Below are 18,814 nucleotides of genomic sequence, written 5' to 3' on the forward strand. Positions count from 1 at the left end.
ATTCACCCACCATTTGCGTTACAAGGTCGAATTTGCAGATATCCGCGGTACGGCTGACTTCAGCTGCTGCACTTTGTGAGAGCTCAAGCTTAGCTGCGAGCTTGTCGGCAATTGCACGGATTCTGCGCACTTTGTCGCCGACACTGCCCAGTTCAACTTGATACACAATGGTTTCCAGCTTAGCCAGGGCATCGCTGATTTGCAGCTTCTGATCTTCTTCATAGAAGAATTTCGCATCCGATAAACGGGCGCGCAGCACCTTTTCATTTCCTTTGGCAATCACATCAAGCGACTCCGCATTACCATTCCGAACGGTTACGAAGAACGGCAGGAGCTTGCCCGCAGCATCAAATACCGGGAAATACCGCTGATGCTCACGCATCGAGGTAATCAGCACCTCCTGCGGAATGTTCAGGAAGGAAGGATCAAAGGTACCGAACAATACAGTCGGAGTTTCCACCAGGAACAGCACTTCTTCCAGCAGATCTTCCTTGATTGCGATGGTCCATTCTTTTTCAGCCGCCAGCTTATTGATCTGATCCAGAATCAGCGTTTCGCGCTCCTTCACATCAACCAGCACATGCTGCGCCCGCATGATTTCAACATAAGCTGCAGGTTCTGTAATGACCGTCTCAGCACCGAGAAAACGGTGGCCGCGGCTCACGTTGCCTGCTTGTACACCGGTAATCTCCAGATTGATAATCTCTTGGCCGAACAATGCAACGAGCCAGCGGATCGGACGGACGAATTTGAAATCATAAGCGCCCCAGCGCATATTTTTCGGGAAGCTCATCGAGCTGACGATGCCTGTAAGTCCCTCGGCAAGCAAAGAGGAGGTCTCTACACCATCGCTGTTCTTGGTGGCATAGATATACTCCACGCCAGCCAGTTCCTTAAAGGTGAATTGGTCCGGGGATACCCCCTGGCTGCGGGCAAAACCGAGTGCAGCCTTGCTCCATTCGCCGCTGGCATCCAGTGCGATTTTGCGTGACGGGCCTTTCACTTCTTCACTGATATCCGCCTGTTTCTCAGCTGCGTCTTTCACCAGTACAGCGAGTCTTCGCGGGGTGGCGTAGGCTGTTACTCCGCTGTGCTCAATGCGCGAAGCTTCCAGCCATTTGGCTGTTTTGTCCTGAAGCTGCTCCATCGCCGCCCGGATAAAGCGCGCCGGAATTTCCTCCAGACCTATTTCGAACAAGATATCTTTAGACATGTTCTGCACCTTCTTTCTTCAGCAGCGGGAAGCCCAGCTTCTCGCGTTCCTCCAGATATGTCGCCGCGACGGTACGGGCCAGATTCCTCACTCTTGTAATGAAGCCTGTACGTTCAGTCACACTAATGGCCCCGCGCGCATCCAAAAGGTTGAAGGTATGCGAGCATTTCAGCACATAGTCATAGGCCGGGAATACCAGATGGTTCTCCATGGCTCTGCGGGCTTCTTGTTCGTAGGTGTTGAACAGCGTGAACAGCATCTGGACATCAGATACTTCAAAGGTATACGTGGAATGCTCCACCTCCGGCTGATGGAATACATCACCGTAAGTCATTCCGTCTACCCATTCGAGATCGAATACATTTTCCTTCTCCTGAATGTAAGAAGCCAAACGCTCCATACCGTAAGTGATTTCTACGGCTACCGGACTGGTCTCAATTCCGCCCACCTGCTGGAAATAGGTAAACTGTGTAATTTCCATACCGTCCAGCCATACTTCCCAGCCGAGGCCTGCACAGCCCAGTGACGGGTTCTCCCAGTTATCTTCAACGAAGCGGATATCATGCAAGAGTGGATCTACACCCAGCGCCTTCAGACTTTCCAGATACAGCTCCTGGATGTTGTCCGGTGAAGGCTTGATGATCACCTGGAACTGGTGATGCTGGTACAACCGGTTCGGGTTCTCACCATAACGTCCATCCGACGGGCGGCGGGAAGGCTCAACATAAGCTACTTTCCACGGCTCGGGTCCAAGCGAACGCAAAAACGTCATAGGGTTCATCGTGCCCGCCCCTTTTTCCGTATCATACGGCTGGACGAGGATACAGTTCTGTTCTGCCCAGAACTGCTGCAGTGTCAAAATCATCTGCTGAAAGTTCATACTACCGACTCCTTCGCTTTACAAGTTTGGTGGCAGTCTCTGCCATGAAGCTTCTTACTGTGCCGCGATGGAGGCGGCGCTCTTATAGGCCTGCGGCGTAGGCCCGAAGGTCCGCCACAAGGCAAAAAAGCTCCCGCCCCCATGCCTGATTTCCAGACATAGGGACGAGAGCTTAACATATACTCCCGCGGTTCCACCCTACTTGATTACGCACTGCGTCCCCGGCCATTTCGGCCCGGTAATACGCAAGTTGACGAAATCCACTTTTCATTCTGCCGTTTCCGTACTCCCGGGTGCCCTGTTCATGAACATTGTCCTGCCAGGCTTCCACTATCCCCGGCTCGCTTAAGCGACAACTGGCGTCCACTACTTTCCCGATCACTGCACGTCTCCAAGACTTCAGAGTAACATCGGCTGTAAATTAAAAAGAAACTGATCCCATAGTAACGGAAATTTAAGGATTCGTCAAATGTTGTATTTATCGAGCTGGTCAAGGAAACCTTGCGACTTCAATTTCAGCCCGAGCTGCATATCCATAAACGCCCGCATTACTTTTTTAAGCTCACTGCGGGTGGCTTCCTTCACATCCACATTGCCGAGGCGTGTCAGATCAAGGGCTGCAAACAGGCGCAGCAGCTTAAGCGCACGGGGAGAAATCTCCATCGCCGGCGGGTCATTGTGTCTGCAGCTGCGGCATAATACCCCGCCGAGGCGGGGGCTAACACGCAGTTCTTCATCCGGCTTATCCAGCCCGCAGGCAATACAATGATTGAGTTCCGGACCGTATCCCGCAGCCTGCAGTATTTTCATCTCAAATACATTAAGAATGACACCGGGTTCCTTATCTTCTTCAAGTGCATTCAAACACGCCGACAGCTGCCGGAACCAGAAGCTGCCGGTTTCCTCCTCATGCAGCACACGGTCAAGCAGTTCGCATGCATATGAAGCATAGGCTGCTTTGATCAAATCTGTCCGCAGCGAATGATGGGACTGTGTTATTTCTCCTGCGTTCAGGGTTCCTAACCCCCCATTGTTGCGGAAAAATACAAATTCACCAATTGTGAACAGCTGGATAAGCGCAGCATGGCGGCTTTTGACCTTCTTGGCACCGCGGACGAGAACGCCTACTTTACCGGCGTTCTCGGTGCAAAGCGTAATAATGGCGTTCCCTTCACCGTAGTCCATGCTGCGGATGACGATCCCTTCCACCCTGTGTAGCATGCCTCTTCCCCCAACCATTCGGCAAGCAACCAGTCCTTATTGCGCTTCTTCATCAAGGGCCTTCTCTTCCTCCGCGAGCAGCGGTCCGCCTTCTTCAAGCGGATCTCCGGCTTCTCTATACAGCAGATAAGCATCGACATCTCCAGTCTTTGCAAAATACTTCCACGAAAAGTCTCGCATTCGTATTCATCCTTTCTTCGGAAACACGATGTCTCTTCAGAAATAGGATGTGCGCTGAGCGGAGGTTTATCCTTGCAATTCCTGCCAAGCAGAAACGGCCTGCCGTCCTGCATGGCAGGCGGGGCCGTTTCAAGAAGCTGCGGAGTCCCAAGTTTTAAAGGTCTTTATGGAAGCCCAAATCGCGCAGTACGCGTTCCTGATTGCGCCAGTCTTTTTTCACTTTAACCCATAGCTCTAAGAAAATCTTCGAACCCAGAAGGTTCTCGATATCCGTGCGGGCCCGTCTGCCGACTTCCTTCAGCATCGCCCCCTGCTTGCCGATAATAATTCCCTTCTGGGAATCGCGCTCGACAAAAATAACCGCGTTAATATGCACTACGCCATTAGGCTCTACGCGCATATCCTCGATGGCCACTGCAATGGAATGCGGCACCTCTTCACGGGTCATGTGGAGAATTTTCTCACGGATCAGCTCGGCGCAGACAAACTGCTCTGGATGGTCGGTAATCTGGTCATCCGGATAATACTGAGGACCTTCCGGCAGATATTTGGCCACCTGATCCAGCAGCGTATTGACATTACTGCCGAGCTTAGCGGAAATCGGTACGATTTCAGCGAACTCATGCAGCTTGTTGTACTGTGCAATCAGCGGAAGCAGCGCCTCCGGCTCGATTTTGTCGATCTTATTTAGCACTAAAATAACAGGTGTCTTAACCCCGCTGAGTTGCTCAGCGATAAAGCGGTCACCGCCGCCCAGACCTTCTGAAGCATCCACAAGGAACAGTACCGCTTCCACTTCATGCAGCGTGCTCATCGCCGTCTGGTTCATGTAATCGCCCAGCTTCGATTGTCTTTTATGAATACCCGGTGTGTCCAGGAATACGATCTGCGAATTGTTCGCCGTATACACCCCGTGAATTTTGTTTCGTGTGGTCTGCGGCTTGTCCGACATGATGGCGATTTTTTGACCAATCACCTGGTTCATGAGTGTCGATTTGCCTACGTTCGGTCTGCCGATAATGGCGACAAACCCTGATTTGAATTTCATATAATCTTCCCTTCTGCTGGTGAAAAATAATAAACTTTAATATTAAAGGCTTTTTTCGATCCCCCTAAATCCCCCTTAGCCAAGGGGGACCCCAAGGGCCCCGGCCCTCTGGACACCCGGAATTGGGCGTGAGAGCGGCAATCGGTGCACGGAACAGACAGTTGGTGCATGGAGCGCTTTCGTTCCCTCCGGGAACACGCTGGACAGTGGCGAGGGTTGATTAGTTAAAGACATGTTGAGCATCACGTATTTGCAGTAGCAGTAGCATTAGCACACATCGCTGCCCATTGCCTAGTTCATTACCACGCAAAACAAATAGCTCAAGCCTCTGCACGGAGCACCATCAGCACCCTACACTACTTTAATTGTATTTTGTACAGTTATTTCAAATTGAATCTACGACTATTCCCGTTTAGCTGTATTTCGTGCAGTTATTTTTGGCAATTTGTGCGATTTCACTAGCAAATTGCAAATATAACTGCAGAAACTGCAATTAAATTCAGATACTGCGCAAATTAGGCTAACTTAACTGTACCTGGTGCAATTAAATCGAAAGTATACTACATTGCGGCTACTGTATTCCGCCGATTATATAGAGTTGATTTACTCAGGAGCCTGTCCCTGCTCCAGATCAGCGGGGCCAAACGCGCCCGGAAGCAAGTCGCGCACCGTCGTTTCGAAGATATCGCCCTTCAGGTTGCCAAGAATAACTTTCATATCGGGACCGCACAGCTCAACCATGACCTGGCGGCAGACGCCGCAGGGCGATACAGGTCCGTCTGTATCAGCAACGACGGCAATCGCTTGGAAGGTGCCGGGTTTGTGCCCGTCTGCAATGGCGCGGAACATTGCTGTACGCTCCCCGCAGTTCGTCGGGCCGTAGGCGGCGTTCTCAATATTGCAGCCATGGTGCACATGGCCGTCCTGATCCAGCAGCGCCGCACCGACTCCGAAACGGGAATAAGGTATATAAGCATTGGCTCTTGCCTTGATCGCTTCCTGAAGAAGTTGAGCAGATTCCATAGTGGCCCTCCTAAAAGTTTGTTCAGCATATTCTACTTGGATTACTTCGTTCAAAACTGGCTTCGTAAGCATTAGCTTAGTTTGTTTTGTTAGCATAAACTCTTCACAGTATCGCTTAGTGTTGTTAATTTCACTTCTCACTTTTCACAAGTAGCAGCGACGCTATATGAGCCGTCCTGTCTGAGATTTGCCCCTATACACACCTTTGAAATTGGACTTTTCTGCTGGAATTTTGCTTCGAAAGAGAATGGCCTAATTAAAGATGACGGAGGGCAAAAAAGCCGGTCCGCCTCTTAGGTCAGCTGAAGTTGTAAACTGATTATGACATAAGTCCGGTGATCCAGTCCATCACAGGATGATAAAAAACATAGATTCCGACAATAACAGCAAAGACCGCCGTAAGCAGCACAGCTCCTGCGGCGGTATCTTTGGCAGTCTTAGCCAGGGGATGAATCTCCGGCGACACCAGATCAACCGTCGCTTCAATAGCCGTATTCAACAGCTCTGTGCTCAGAACTAGCGTAATTGCCAGCAGCAGCAGCATCCAGCTTGAAGGAGGAAGCTTGAAAATCACGGCGGCGGCAAGCACAATAACAGCCAGGCCGCAATGCACCTTCATGTTCAGCTCGGATTTGAACGCTGAGGCTATACCGTGCGCAGCAAATCGAAAAGAATGCCAGAATTTTTTGTGGCCCACCGCCGTATTCTTGACCATTAGCGGGTCAACCCCACCTGAGCCAGTACATGCTCCTGTTTGGACATCATCTCGGCCTCCGAGGCCGCATCCTGATGATCATATCCAAGCAGATGTAAAAAACCGTGAACGAACAGGAATCCAAGCTCCCGTTCCAGAGAATGCCCGTACTCCAAAGCCTGCTCCTGTGCCCGTGTGACAGAGATAATAATATCTCCAAGCGCGTTCGGGACATCCCCAAGTTCCTCATTCTTATCGAACGCATATATAATTTCCGGTTCATCTTCTCCGGTTTCATTCATCGCAAAGGAAAGCACGTCCGTCGGACGGTCAATTCCCCGGTACTCACGGTTCAATTCATGAATGCGCTCATTATCGACAAAAGTAAGGTCCACCTCACCTTTCTCAATCCCTTCGGCTTCCCCCGCTTTTTGCAGAATGTTCTCCAGCAGTGCGATAAGACCGTCATTAATTTCATATTCTTCCTGCTCGTTGTTCCAATTGATGGCTAGACTCATGTAGTAGCCGCCCCTTCCTCTTTCTTCGGTTTCTTCACTTCCTCAGGATATTCGATCCGCGAGTGAAAAATCCCCATTACCGTTTCTTTCAGGGTCCGCGCGATAATGTCCAATTCCTTGATCGTCAAATCACATTCATCGAATTGATGATCGTCCAGACGGCTCTTGATTATCTTCTCTATCATCGTCTCCACCTGCACAACCGTCGGCTTGCGGAGTGAGCGGACGGCAGCCTCCACACTGTCGGCAATGCCGACTACGGCCGCTTCTTTGGACTGTGCTTTAGGTCCTGGATAGCGGAAATCCTCTTCGGTGAAATCCGGCTCAGTGCCTTTCTCCTCCGCCAGTTTTAGTGCTTTATGATAAAAATAATGCAGGAACGTCGTGCCGTGATGCTGTTCGGCAATGTCGCGGATCGGCTTAGGCAGCTTATACTCCTTAAGCATTTCCACCCCGTCACGGGCATGGGCCACAATGATCGATTTGCTGAGCGCCGGTTCAATCGAATCATGCGGATTCTCCATATTGTTCTGGTTCTCGATAAAATAAAACGGCCGCTTCGTCTTGCCGATATCATGATAGTAGGAGCCAACGCGGCATAGCAGGCCATCCGCACCAATCGCTTCCGCCGCAGCTTCCGACAGGTTGCCGACCATCACGCTGTGATGATACGTTCCGGGTGTCTCGGTAAGCAGCTTGCGGAGCAACGGATGATTCGGGTTGGACAGCTCGACCAGCTTCAGCGCCGATAAAATGCCAAAGGTAGCCTCGAAGAACGGCATCAGCCCGATCACGAGCACCGCTGTCAGCAAACCGCCGGCAAAAGCAAAGCCTACCTCATATAAGGTCTGTGTGTCATTCCATTCTCCGCCTCCCAGCAGTTTCAGCATAAATACTGTTACACAGCCGAATAAGGAGACCATAATTCCGCCTTTCAGCAATGTGGAGCGCTGTCCGGCACGGTGGGTTGCAAAAATGGCTACATACGACACCACCAGCGCAAAGAAGCCGAAGGTAAAGTCAAAGACCGTATTCTGCTGCACATTCAGAATAATGCTAGAGAGCACACTGAACAAAATAGAGCAGAAATACGCCAGTGTCATATCCAGCAGCATGGCAATCAGCATCGCCCCGATGGCAACCGGAGCCAGGAAACCGACATAGGACCGGACATCAGTCTGCAGGAAAGCGGCAAGCCGCATGGTGAAGATGGTTATGATAAAGACGAGCACCAGCATCAGCAGCTGGGAGTTATTGTACTTAAAGCCGGCTGTGCCTCCGGAATAGCGGATAAATACCATCAGTCCTGCCGAGAGCATAATTGACAGCAGCAGCAGCCCGAATTGCGGCCAATAGTTAACTTCATTGCTGAGCAGCCCGTTTTCATCCAGCAGCGCGTACAGATCTGGTGTAATCGTATCTCCTTTGGCTACCAGCACATCACCTTGTTCGATAAACACATTCGGCGTATTCTCACGGGCCTGCACCTTTGCTTCCTTGGTGGCTTCCTCGTCAAAGAACTTGTTAGGCATAATAACCAGCCGCACCAGTTCCTGCGTAACCTCACGGGCTGTTCGCTGGCTGAGTGAGCTGACGCTGACCTGCTCTGCCACCTTGGCGCGCACCGTCTGAGCGTCAACGATTTGATCGTTCATCAGCTTGATCACAATTTCCCGGGCAACCTGCTTCATCTCGATGATATCCTGGGACGTCAGCCGCGGGATTTTGATGTAAGTCTCTTCCGGAATGGTATAGGCCTGCTCAGCGATGACCGACTGGATCTCTTCCAGAAGGGTATCCGAGTAGGTGCCGGCGTTACGGCTCGAATTGACAAAGCTCTGGACAAAATCATTGGCCCGCTGCGGAATCACATCTCTGTATATGTCGACCTTTTCGCTTTGGGAAATCAGATCATCCTGATTCAGGCTATCAATCCGGTCTAGCAGCAAGCCGACGAGACTATCAGCTCTGATCAGTATGATGGCATACTTGTTAGGCACGCTCTCCGCTGCCGCTTCCTGAGCCTTCAGCTTAGCCTTGTCATCGGGGATTTGCTTGGGTGCCGTAATTTCTTTTGCGCTGGTGGTATTCACTTTTATATCATAACGTTTAGGCAGCAGATCAGAAGAGAGACTAAAGTAGAAGACAATCCCCAATAACAGGAAAAGAGCATAGCGCGTTGCCGCGCTATACTTCCATCCGTTATTGCTATATACAAATCCGCTTAATTTTGATGGTTGCTTTGAAGCCATGAGGACAGTCCCCTTTGTTAGTCGAGGTTTTCGGCAGAGCGGTCATAGGCTACGATAATTTTCTGCACCAGGGAGTGCCTTACTACATCCTGTTCCGCAAAATAAACAAAACCCAATTCCTCAATGCCGGATAAAATCGCCTTAGCTTCGATTAATCCCGATTTCTTGCCGCGCGGCAGGTCGATTTGGTGACGTCACCAGTGATGACCATCTTCGAACCAAACCCCAGCCGGGTCAGAAACATTTTCATTTGCTCGGGAGTCGTATTCTGGGCTTCATCCAGGATGATAAACGAATCATCCAGCGTACGTCCCCGCATATAGGCAAGGGGTGCAATTTCAATCAGTCCCCGCTCAAGCGCCTTGGCCACCTGATCAGGCCCCATAACGTCGTACAAGGCGTCGTAGAGCGGGCGGAGATACGGGTCAACCTTCTCCTGCAAATCGCCTGGCAAAAAGCCCAGACTCTCTCCTGCCTCTACTGCAGGGCGGGTAAGCACAATACGCTTCACGGAGCCCTCCTTGAGGGCTGTAACGGCAAGCACAACGGCAAGGTAAGTCTTACCTGTTCCCGCCGGACCTATTCCGAAGACGATATCGCGTTTCTTAATGGTAGTTACATAGTGCTTCTGGCCAATGGTTTTGACACGGATCGGCTTGCCGCGGAAAGTTGTTGTGATTTCGCCCTTGAACAGGTCAAGCAGCTGATCAGCGCGAAAATCCTTGGCCAGCTCTACCGCATATTGAATGTCCCGTTCACTAAGTATGTAACCGCCGCGAACCAAAGACAGCAGAACATTAAACAATTGCCCCAGCATGTCCACTTCGCGCTCCGCCCCGCGTATCGTAACCTCCGCCTCACGCGAGTCAATCACCGCCGGAATTTCGCTTTCGATAATTTTAAGGAATCCATCCTGCGGGCCGAACAACGATTGCGCTTCTCCCGCATTTTGCAAAGATATACGAATGCTTGCAGTCTGTTCTGACAAGTAGCCTCATTCTCCTCGGTTGTTTACTATCGGAAGTTCTTCCGCAATTTTCTCTTCCACTTCAAACAGCACTTTCATATAAACTTTACCATTGTCTTTCTTCTCATGCAAAATTTTTTGACTTTTTATGGTGCTGTCAGCACCGTAATGGGCCAAAATATCATTTTTTGCCCGTGCAATCCCGTCTGCTCTGGCCTCTTCCGCCGTCTTTACCGAAGAAGTGTATTGGATCTCCAGCTCCTTCTCCGTCATCACCCCAAGCGGCAGCTGCAGGGAACGCCAGGACAGCATATTATTCTCTGTGAGCATGCGTGATTTATCAAAACCGGATTCCCCGTAGCCCCACAATTGGACCGCCCAATCACCTAGAACAAGATAAGTGCGGTCTTTCCGCTCTCCTGTATAGGAGCTGCTTGTCGTTTTCAGAGGAACCTCAATATTGTATTCATGCCAGACAAGGCCCTTTACCTCCCCTTTGGCCACTACATACTGTGTATTCTCCTCATCGCCCAAAGCACCGGAGATCAGTATCTGACCTTTTTTGACCCGGGAATTAATTCCCACAACAGGTCTTCCCTGCTCGGCGTAAATTCCGGTAACTACAGCATCAGTTCTGCTGATCAGGTGGCGCTGGCTTAAAAGGGGCTTGCTCTCCGGCTGGTCAGCCTCTACAACCTGAATCGTAATGCTCGTCCCCGTCCGTTCCACCCCGACCCAGGAAATACCCGGCACACGGGAAATCAGCTTTTTGGAGAGCTTGTCCGGATCTTCCATACGCCAAATCCACTGGTACGGATATACGCCCTCCTGGCGGGCAGCAGCTAATATGTCCTCAGAGGCAATCAGCTTATTCCCTTCAACCCGGATGGTCCAGACCATCGAACAAAACAGCAGAAGTGTAACCCCGAACAGGAGTATACCTGCGGCAAAAAGCTTACGTCTCCACAGCCGAGCCGCCCTGAAGGGAAGTCCGTTCCTGGCGGTGACATGCATGCGGCAGCCTGTCTTTTTCAGGAGCGGCCGGAGAGCAAAAAAGTCATCCAGCAAGAGATTCAGGGAAGCACCGTCTCCGGCAGGCTTCACCTCCCAGATGACGATGCCGGCTTCGGCTACGGCATTGATAAACTTTTCCACCTGCGGTCCCGTCACATGCAGTGTAACGACACCCCGCAATGTTGACAGAGGCGGCTCTTTCATGGTTTCTCCTCGCTTCCCTTATATCTGATTTCACCGATAACGCCTTCAACAGCAAGTTCCTGGCCGAGTATGTTCCGGATCATAAGCCCCTCCCCGGAAATTTCAAGTGAACCATTCACTAACGCGATCGTAAGCTGTCCAGAGGAAAAGTTCAGCACGCCGCGGTGATTCTCAATGTACAGCTCCTTATTGCCGATCAGGGTGATCCGGGGCAACTCCTGCAGCACATCCTGCGGAAGATCCAGTACCCCGTTTGTCCATCCCCGCAGCCTGCGGCCGATACGGGTCATATGTAGACTTCTCCCCCTTCCTGCCTTCTGTACACCTTATGCGGTGATGCCGTTTTTTATGAGCAGAAGTCACATAGGAAGCGGATTCAGGGAGCCTTCTGAGCCCGGGAAATACAAAAAAAGCCTTCAGGACCATAAAGGCCCCGAAGGCTTACCTGTGCATCGTAGAACAGCTGCCGCCCTAACGGGCAGCATTGACCACTCTTGCGAAAATCATGATCTGCGGGTAGAATGCGGCCGCCGGGAACGTGGAGGGCCAAGAATTTCCGACCAGACCAGCCCGTTCTGCAGCGCTTGGCGGTTGCTCGCCAATCCGCTCTGGAGCGAGCCTACTGCATCCCCGTACTCACGGGCCGCCACAGCCCCTCCTAAGCCCGCTTCCTTCACCTGACCCGCTATACCATCAAATGAAGCCTGCAGCCGCTCCAGCTCGCGCTGCATACGCTCTGTACGCGCCTGCACACTATCCTCTCGATCCCATGGCTGCTCCAGAGACATTCCTTCCCCTGTTTCATAATCAGGTGTAGGAATCAGCGGAGATTCGCTCCAGGCCGGAGAAAGCTCATGTTCATGCTCCTCATAGGACGCCGTTGACCGGCCCGGATACGAGGAGGGGCTTCCAGGCGCCGGAAACCCGCTGCCTGAGGCTGCCGGGCGCACGACTTCCCGGTCAGGCTCAGGGCGCCGTGTCCGGCGAAGCGGAGAATCTCCGTCTCCTCCAAAGGTAGGCATGCCGCCCCGTGCGTTAGGCTTCTTCTTATTCTTAGCCGCTTTATTCACATTGGAAATGATCGCGATAAGGATAATCGCGGCGATATAAATCAAACTGCCCATGGGAACTCACATCCCCTTATTTATTGGTCGGACGGTTCGAATCGTCCCCATCATTTAATTTACCGAGCGAGCCGCGCATCTGGGTGTCGGCCTCGATATTTTTGAGATTCATATAGTCCATGACGCCAAGCTGTCCGGCCCGCAGCGCTTCTGCCATAGCAAGCGGTACCTGGGATTCGGCTTCGACGACCAGCGCCTTCATCTCAACGACCCGCGCCTTCATTTCCTGTTCATGGGCCACGGCCATTGCTCTGCGTTCTTCGGCTTTGGCCTGTGCGATACGTTTGTCTGCTTCAGCCTGCTCCGTCTGCAGATAAGCACCGATATTCTTACCGACATCGATATCCGCAATATCAATCGAGAGAATCTCAAATGCGGTACCGGAATCCAGGCCTTTGGCCAGAACGGTCCGTGAAATCGAATCCGGATTCTCCAGAACATCTTTATGCGAATTACTCGAACCTACAGTGGTAACAATCCCTTCACCGACACGCGCAATAATTGTTTCCTCACCCGCACCGCCGACCAGCCGGTCGATATTGGCCCGGACTGTTACCCGTGCTTTAACCTTCACTTCGATCCCGTTCTTGGCAACCGCAGCGACAACCGGCGTCTCAATAACACGAGGATTAACACTCATCTGTACGGCCAGCAGCACGTCACGTCCCGCCAGATCAATGGCAGCTGCACGCGTGAACTCGAGCGGAATATCAGCCCGCTGGGCAGCGATAAGCGCATTTACAACCCGGTCAACGTTACCTCCGGCCAGGTAATGACTCTCCAGCTGATTGATATTAATACCTAGTCCCGCCTTCGTTGCCTTAATCAGAGGATTGACAATCCGGCTCGGAGTTACCCGGCGCAGCCTCATCGCCACCAGCGTAATAATACTGATTCTTACACCGGATGCCCATGCAGAAACCCACAGCATAACCGGGAAGAAGCTGAAGAACACACTCAAAACTATGATCACGACAACCGCGATCAGCAAAATAGGAATTAAAGACGCTTCACCCATACTCTTTGTCAACCTCCATCACATTTTTAAATTCACTTACTTCTGCATTTCAAAGGCTCAGCTTATTCCGATTCCTTGACCACCACGCGCCCGCCCTCTACTTTGATGACGGAAATGGGCCTGCCCGAATTGATAAAGCTGCCTTCTGTAACCACATCTACACGTTCTCCGCCGACCATGGCAGTTCCTGCCGGACGAAGCGGAGTGATACTCACTCCTGCCGCTCCAAGAAGGCTTAGTTTTTCCAGTACTGGCACAAATCCCTCTTCCTTGGTCAGACTGTCCCGCAGGATAAAACGATTCCAGATTCCCCGCTCCTTAAAGATTACTGCAACAATCACAATAACCACCGTTGCTGCTGCAAAGGCAATCCCAAGGTTGAATAGGGCATGAGTATAGCTGAAGGCTGCCCGCACCACACCCGCCACAAGGCAGACCGAACCCAGCAGACCCAGTATTCCAAAGCTAGGGACAAAGAGCTCCAGAACGAGCATCACAAGCCCCAGAATGAACAGCAGCCAGGTCTCAGCCCCGGCGAAGCCGGCAACATAGTTGCCGAAGAAATAAAGGGCAAAGGCCAGCGTTCCGATAATCCCCGGAGCACCGAATCCCGGTATCAGCATTTCAATGACAATTCCGGCAATCCCGATAAAGAGCAGAATGGTCATCACAACCGGATTCGTGAGAAACTGCGACATTTTCTCTGCGCCGGTATGCTTTACATAAAAAATATCTTCCGTAGAATACCCAAGCCAGCTCACAGCTTCCTCCGGGGTACCTGCCAAATGTTCAGCATATCCGGCTTTCAGCGCTTCATCACTGGTCAAAGCAATGATCTGGCCTGCCGTTTTGTTCACGCCTAGCTCAGGTTTGTTCACCACCAGATTAACATCCATCATCCCTGCGGCGATGTCGGGATCACGGCCGTTCAGCATTGCTGCCCCTACCATTTTGGATTTCCAGTACGAGACCATTTTGGCATCATCCACGTGGTTTCCGTTCATATCTACCAGCGATGCCGCTCCGATCATGCTCCCGGGCTTCATGATAATGGTATCCGCATTCAGCGCTATGTAACTGCCTGCAGATGCGGCGTCGCCCTTGATGTACGCAGCAGTTGGAATATCGCTGTCTCTGACGAGCGTACCTATCTGCTCAGCCGAGTCAACGAGTCCCCCCGGCGTATCAATCTCCAGCATAATCAGAACGGCCCCGTAGCTAGCCGCCTCTGCAAAGCCGCGCTCCAGAAAGCTCTGCAGCCCGCGTTCAATCTCCTGGTCTACCGGAATGATAAACACTGGTCCGTTCTTAGTTTCTTGGGTACTTGAATCCGCTGCACCTGATGAAGCAGCCGCTCCGCTTGCCCCTGCAAGAACCGGCATACCCAGCATAACCAGCAGAATTGCGACAGTAAAGGATAGTAACATTTTCCGAAAACTGCTCATGTTTTAACCTCCCTTCTCCATGATAACCCAGTTCATACTCCCTAGTACGCCAGCCCCGGAAATCCGTTTCAAAACAAACCCAAATACATTAGTCTCCCAGGGAATGCAAATAAAGGACAAGCTAAGCTATTGCTTATACCTGTCCCTTAATTACGAAAAACACCCCTTATAAAAGGGGTGCTAGCGTTATATTATTGCAGAAATTGCAGAACCGCCTGGTTCACAAGTTTACCATCGGCGCGACCTTTGACTTTAGGCATCAGCGCGCTCATGACCTTACCCATATCACTTTTCGAAGAAGCACCGGTTTCCTGGATGGTCTGCTGTACAATTACTTTAATTTCTTCTTCGGAAAGCTGCGTAGGAAGATACTTAATGATAATCTCGATTTCTGCCTTCGTACTCGCGGCAAGCTCGTCGCGACCCGCTGATTCAAATTCTTGGAGGGCATCTTTGCGCTGTTTGATTTCACGACTAAGGATATCAAGCACTTCGTTGTCGTCTAATGTTCTCTTCAAATCTATTTCAAGATACTTTATCGTAGAACGAACCATTCGAATGGTGGAGAGTGTGAACTTGTCCTTACTCTTCATCGCTTGCTTCATATCTTCGTTCAATCGTTCGCTAAGATTCATGACTCGGTAATCCTCCTAAAACTTTCTCTTACGAGCAGCCTCAGACTTCTTCTTGCGCTTTACGCTTGGCTTCTCATAATGCTTGCGTTTCTTCACCTCAGCCAAGACACCATCTTTAGCGATGGAACGTTTAAAGCGACGAAGTGCAGCATCAATTGTCTCGTTTTTACGAACTTTCGTTTCAGACACCAGTTTTCCCTCCCTCCGACCAGACCGTCCAAGAGCATAACACGGTTCATCAAATTTCATTATAGGTCAAACCGAAATAAGGTGTCAACCTTCGTGTTATTCTTTTTTCTGGCTGGTTATCTAATTTCGAAAAATCTGCTAAGCATGTGAAGCAGAAGTGCCGACAAGGGCGCCCAGTTTGGCACCGCCCAGCAGGTGATAATGAAGGTGAGGCACGGCTTGTCCGCTATCCGGTCCGCAATTGTTGATCAGCCGGTAGCCGGTTTCCGCAATGCCAAGCTCTATGGCAATTTGCTGTGCCACAGCATGAATCTCGCCGATCAGCGGCAAATCCTCCGCCGTGACATCATTCATCGAGGCGATGAATTTCTTCGGGATAATGAGCACATGCACTGGCGCAGCAGGCTCAATGTCATAGAACGCCAGAATCCGCTCGTTCTCGAAAACCTTTTTGGAAGGGATTGTGCCCTCAATTATTTTGCTAAAGACGGTTTCCATACAACGCTTCCTCCTAAAAGTTTTGTGGAGCATGACTGCCTGAATTTTCTTCGTAACAAAACTTGCTTCGTAAGCATACGCTTTGTTTTGTGGAGCATGACTGCCTGAATTCTCTTCGCAACAAAACCCGCTTCGTAAGCAGACGCTTTATTTTGCGGAGCGCCTGCTTCGGTCTTACAGCCCGGCTGTCTTCGCCACAATAAATTTATGTCTCTAATCATACAGGATTATAAAGGAATACGAAAGCGGAAGAAGCAGAATACAGCTCTTTGAAAGATAGATATTTATTATACGGTACTATCGGGGAATTGGAGGGATTCAAAACATCTCACAGAGATCTCACAGTAAGGGAAGGGGCATGAAACAATGTTTAACACGATGACCGTAGTATAAACAGCGGTGATTACGCTTAAGAACAGTAATTACAAGTACGGGCATGGACAAGTGCTGGAACAGCCCCGTTATTATTAGCGAAAACTGTATCAGTAACAGATAATACGGATTTTAGTGCGATCTAACCATCCTTTTTTCAAAAACCGGCTTTTCAAAGTAATCTGTGTAATTAACTAAGGAATTACTTTCTTAGAGGTAACAGAGTCTATTTAAGTGCACCCTGTATTCTAGAAACAGATTCGGAAATCCATAAAAAGGGCGGCTTTACGCGGTTTGTCCCTGCCTGGAGCAGCAAAAAAGCCAAAAAAAAGAAACACCCTTAGCAGCTTAAAAAGCTGATTCGGCGGCGGACGTATGAAAAGGAGATCTTCCCGGTCATACGTCCGCCGAGGTGTTTCTAAAATGATGTCGGCTTAGCTGTATTATAACAGGGGTTTGAAGGTGTCTCTGTGATCGACATCACATCAAACCCCAAGTCTCACATTTTTTCCAAAAGAATGTGCGAACCCCCGCCGCCCTGCTCCGCAGGAACAACAATCAGCTTGCGCGGCAGCCGTGCCCGAAGCTCGGGAACATGGCTGATGATGCCGACGGCCAGCTGATCATTATGCAATCTCTCAAGAGAAGTAATGACGGTATCCAGCAGATCCGGATCAAGTGTGCCGAAGCCTTCATCCAGGAAGAAGAATTGCAGCGGATACTGCCCCCGCAGCTGGATCTGTGCCGATAAGGCAAGCGCCAGTGACAGTGAGGTCAGGAATGTCTCGCCGCCGGACAACGTGGAGACCGGACGTCTCACGCCTCCGTTCCCGTCATCGCGGATGACAAAGCCGCCTCCTGAATCAACCTCCAGCGCATACCGCTGCTTGCTCAGGAAGCGCAGCCGCTGTGACGCGGCCTGGCACACCTGCATCAGCTGCTCCTCGGCGATATATTCAACGAAGGCATTTCCGCGCAGCACAGCCTGCAGCTTGGACAAGCGGTCCTGAAGCGCGGCATGCTCCACCCGCTGGCCCTCAAGTTCCATCCAGCGCACATGACGGTGCTGCAAATCTTCCAGATCGCGCTCGGCGCGCGCCCGGTGCTGGAGCGACTCCTCATCCTCCTCTTTGCACCGTTGAAGGGCAGTCTGACTCTCCAGCCACTCCTCGCTGCTGAGCACAGCACCCTGCAGCTTGTCTTCAATGCTGCGCAGCTGCAGGTTCACCTCGGCCTCAGCCTCGCGATGACTCCGCACATGTGCAGCGGCGGCACTCCGTTCTTCCGGCGGCAAAGCTGCCGCTTCCACCTCGGAGGCCGAGCCAAACGGAGAAGACTGCAGGCTCTCCTCCCAGCGGAATGCAGCCTCGGTGTAGTGCTCGTGAGCTGATTCTGCCGCCTGCCGGGCAATGGCAGCTTCCTTCAGCTCATGCTGTGCCTTCTCCGCAGCCTGGCGGTGACTCTGCCTGGTGTTCTCCAGCGCAGACTGCAGCTTCTGCAGCTGCTGCTCACACTCCGCAAGCAAACCAGCCGCAGGACGGCCGCCTGTCCACTGGTGCAGGCGCTGCTCTTTCTCGCGCTCCAGGGCTTCTTTGCCTTCAAGCTGTGCGTGCAAGTGCGTCAGCTCCTTGTCCAGACCAGCGATTTCTTCCTGAAGCCCCTGCACAGCCGAGCTCTTCTCCTCCAGGAATTTCACGCTGATCTCCAGCCGTCCTCTGATCTCTTCGGACTGCTCATCCTTGGCCAGCATCGCGCGGTAGGCATCCTCCGCTTCATGCAGTGCCAGCTCGGGGAAGAGCGATGTCCACTCCTGGCGCAAGACGCCAAAGCGGGCATTCAGTTCCTCCGCCTTGGCTGCAAGCCCCTGTACCCATGCAGATTCAGCCTGCACAGCTGCGGCCTCCTTATGGCATAGCTGCTGCTGCTCCTGCATGACCCGCTGCCACTCGAGCGCACCGCTGCGCAGCCCGCCGGAACGGGCTTTGCCTGCACTCAGCCTAGACTCCAGCTCATCCAGCAGATTCTCATCCGGAACCTCCGCAAGGGATTGTGCAGACCCGGCACCCGCAGCGCCCTTCTGCTCCAGAGCCACAGCCGCAGGAGATTCCGCCGGACTGCCTTGCATACCTTCACCGTAGACCTGCTCCAGCCATGCCGCGTCCTGCTCCAGCAGGCTGTGAAACAGGTGGCGCGTCTCCAGCGCCCGTCTTGCCAGCAGGCGGACCTGCTGGAGCCTGCCCTCCAGCTCTTCCCGTTCGCCGCCGTCCTGGGAGGACGCAGGCGAAGGATGATGGGGGCTGCCGCAGACCGGGCAAGGCA

The 18,814-nt window shown here is 51.8% G+C and carries 18 protein-coding genes and 1 pseudogene; all 19 read right to left on the reverse strand.

Annotated features, from left to right (window positions below; genetic code table 11):
* A partial coding sequence (gene glyS / locus AQR02_RS34585; protein WP_245237545.1) for a glycine--tRNA ligase subunit beta occupies positions 1–1,213 on the reverse strand: 1,213 nt, incomplete at its 3' end.
* A complete protein-coding gene (glyQ, locus tag AQR02_RS18820) occupies positions 1,206–2,093 on the reverse strand; it encodes a glycine--tRNA ligase subunit alpha (protein ID WP_054941785.1) in 888 nt (295 codons plus the stop codon). The genes glyS and glyQ, both read right to left, overlap by 8 nt.
* Before the next feature lie 465 nt (positions 2,094–2,558).
* Positions 2,559–3,314 (reverse strand): DNA repair protein RecO, encoded by a 756-nt coding sequence (gene recO, locus AQR02_RS18830; RefSeq protein WP_054941787.1) that lies wholly within the window; start codon positions 3,312–3,314, stop codon positions 2,559–2,561.
* Between the two features lie 36 nt (positions 3,315–3,350).
* A complete protein-coding gene (locus AQR02_RS31470; protein WP_082451906.1) occupies positions 3,351–3,494 on the reverse strand; it encodes a YqzL family protein in 144 nt (47 codons plus the stop codon).
* Between the two features lie 154 nt (positions 3,495–3,648).
* Positions 3,649–4,542 (reverse strand): GTPase Era, encoded by an 894-nt coding sequence (gene era / locus AQR02_RS18835; RefSeq protein WP_054941788.1) that lies wholly within the window; start codon positions 4,540–4,542, stop codon positions 3,649–3,651.
* Between the two features lie 603 nt (positions 4,543–5,145).
* Positions 5,146–5,661 (reverse strand): cytidine deaminase, encoded by a 516-nt coding sequence (locus AQR02_RS18840; RefSeq protein ID WP_342447467.1) that lies wholly within the window; start codon positions 5,659–5,661, stop codon positions 5,146–5,148.
* 223 nt (positions 5,662–5,884) lie between these two features.
* On the reverse strand, positions 5,885–6,280 hold the full coding sequence (locus AQR02_RS18845) for a diacylglycerol kinase family protein (protein WP_054941790.1): 396 nt from the start codon (positions 6,278–6,280) through the stop codon (positions 5,885–5,887).
* Positions 6,280–6,777, reverse strand: coding sequence for an rRNA maturation RNase YbeY (gene ybeY, locus AQR02_RS18850; protein ID WP_054941791.1), 498 nt, complete (start codon positions 6,775–6,777; stop codon positions 6,280–6,282). Before ybeY ends, AQR02_RS18845 begins: the two co-directional genes overlap by 1 nt.
* Positions 6,774–9,029 carry an HD family phosphohydrolase gene (locus tag AQR02_RS18855; protein WP_054941792.1) on the reverse strand — a complete coding sequence of 752 codons (2,256 nt, stop codon included), beginning with the start codon at positions 9,027–9,029 and terminating at the stop codon, positions 6,774–6,776. The genes ybeY and AQR02_RS18855 overlap by 4 nt, the downstream gene beginning before the upstream one ends.
* 17 nt (positions 9,030–9,046) lie before the next feature.
* Positions 9,047–10,017: pseudogene (locus AQR02_RS18860) on the reverse strand (PhoH family protein).
* Between the two features lie 6 nt (positions 10,018–10,023).
* Entirely contained in the window at positions 10,024–11,214 is a 1,191-nt protein-coding gene (gene yqfD, locus AQR02_RS18865) for a sporulation protein YqfD (RefSeq protein ID WP_054941793.1), read from the reverse strand.
* A complete protein-coding gene (gene yqfC / locus AQR02_RS18870; RefSeq protein WP_054941794.1) occupies positions 11,211–11,504 on the reverse strand; it encodes a sporulation protein YqfC in 294 nt (97 codons plus the stop codon). The genes yqfD and yqfC overlap by 4 nt, the downstream gene beginning before the upstream one ends.
* 213 nt (positions 11,505–11,717) lie before the next feature.
* Positions 11,718–12,338 carry a hypothetical protein gene (locus tag AQR02_RS18875; RefSeq protein WP_054941795.1) on the reverse strand — a complete coding sequence of 207 codons (621 nt, stop codon included), beginning with the start codon at positions 12,336–12,338 and terminating at the stop codon, positions 11,718–11,720.
* A 16-nt stretch (positions 12,339–12,354) separates the two neighbouring features.
* Positions 12,355–13,356, reverse strand: coding sequence for a flotillin-like protein FloA (floA, locus tag AQR02_RS18880; protein WP_054941796.1), 1,002 nt, complete (start codon positions 13,354–13,356; stop codon positions 12,355–12,357).
* Between the two features lie 62 nt (positions 13,357–13,418).
* Positions 13,419–14,801: an NfeD family protein gene (locus AQR02_RS18885; RefSeq protein ID WP_054941797.1), complete on the reverse strand. Its 1,383-nt coding sequence runs from the start codon at positions 14,799–14,801 to the stop codon at positions 13,419–13,421.
* Positions 14,802–14,992: 191 nt separating this feature from the next.
* Positions 14,993–15,436 carry a GatB/YqeY domain-containing protein gene (locus AQR02_RS18890; RefSeq protein WP_054941798.1) on the reverse strand — a complete coding sequence of 148 codons (444 nt, stop codon included), beginning with the start codon at positions 15,434–15,436 and terminating at the stop codon, positions 14,993–14,995.
* A gap of 15 nt (positions 15,437–15,451) precedes the next feature.
* Positions 15,452–15,625 (reverse strand): 30S ribosomal protein S21, encoded by a 174-nt coding sequence (gene rpsU / locus AQR02_RS18895; protein ID WP_005547957.1) that lies wholly within the window; start codon positions 15,623–15,625, stop codon positions 15,452–15,454.
* A 138-nt stretch (positions 15,626–15,763) separates the two neighbouring features.
* Entirely contained in the window at positions 15,764–16,123 is a 360-nt protein-coding gene (locus AQR02_RS18900; RefSeq protein ID WP_054941799.1) for a histidine triad nucleotide-binding protein, read from the reverse strand.
* 871 nt (positions 16,124–16,994) lie between these two features.
* Positions 16,995–18,814, reverse strand: a 1,820-nt coding sequence (locus tag AQR02_RS34590) for an SbcC/MukB-like Walker B domain-containing protein (protein ID WP_280818636.1), incomplete at its 5' end; no start/stop codon positions are given.

It is taken from the genome of Paenibacillus ihuae (assembly GCF_001368795.1).
GTDB lineage: Bacteria > Bacillota > Bacilli > Paenibacillales > Paenibacillaceae > Paenibacillus_AQ > Paenibacillus_AQ ihuae.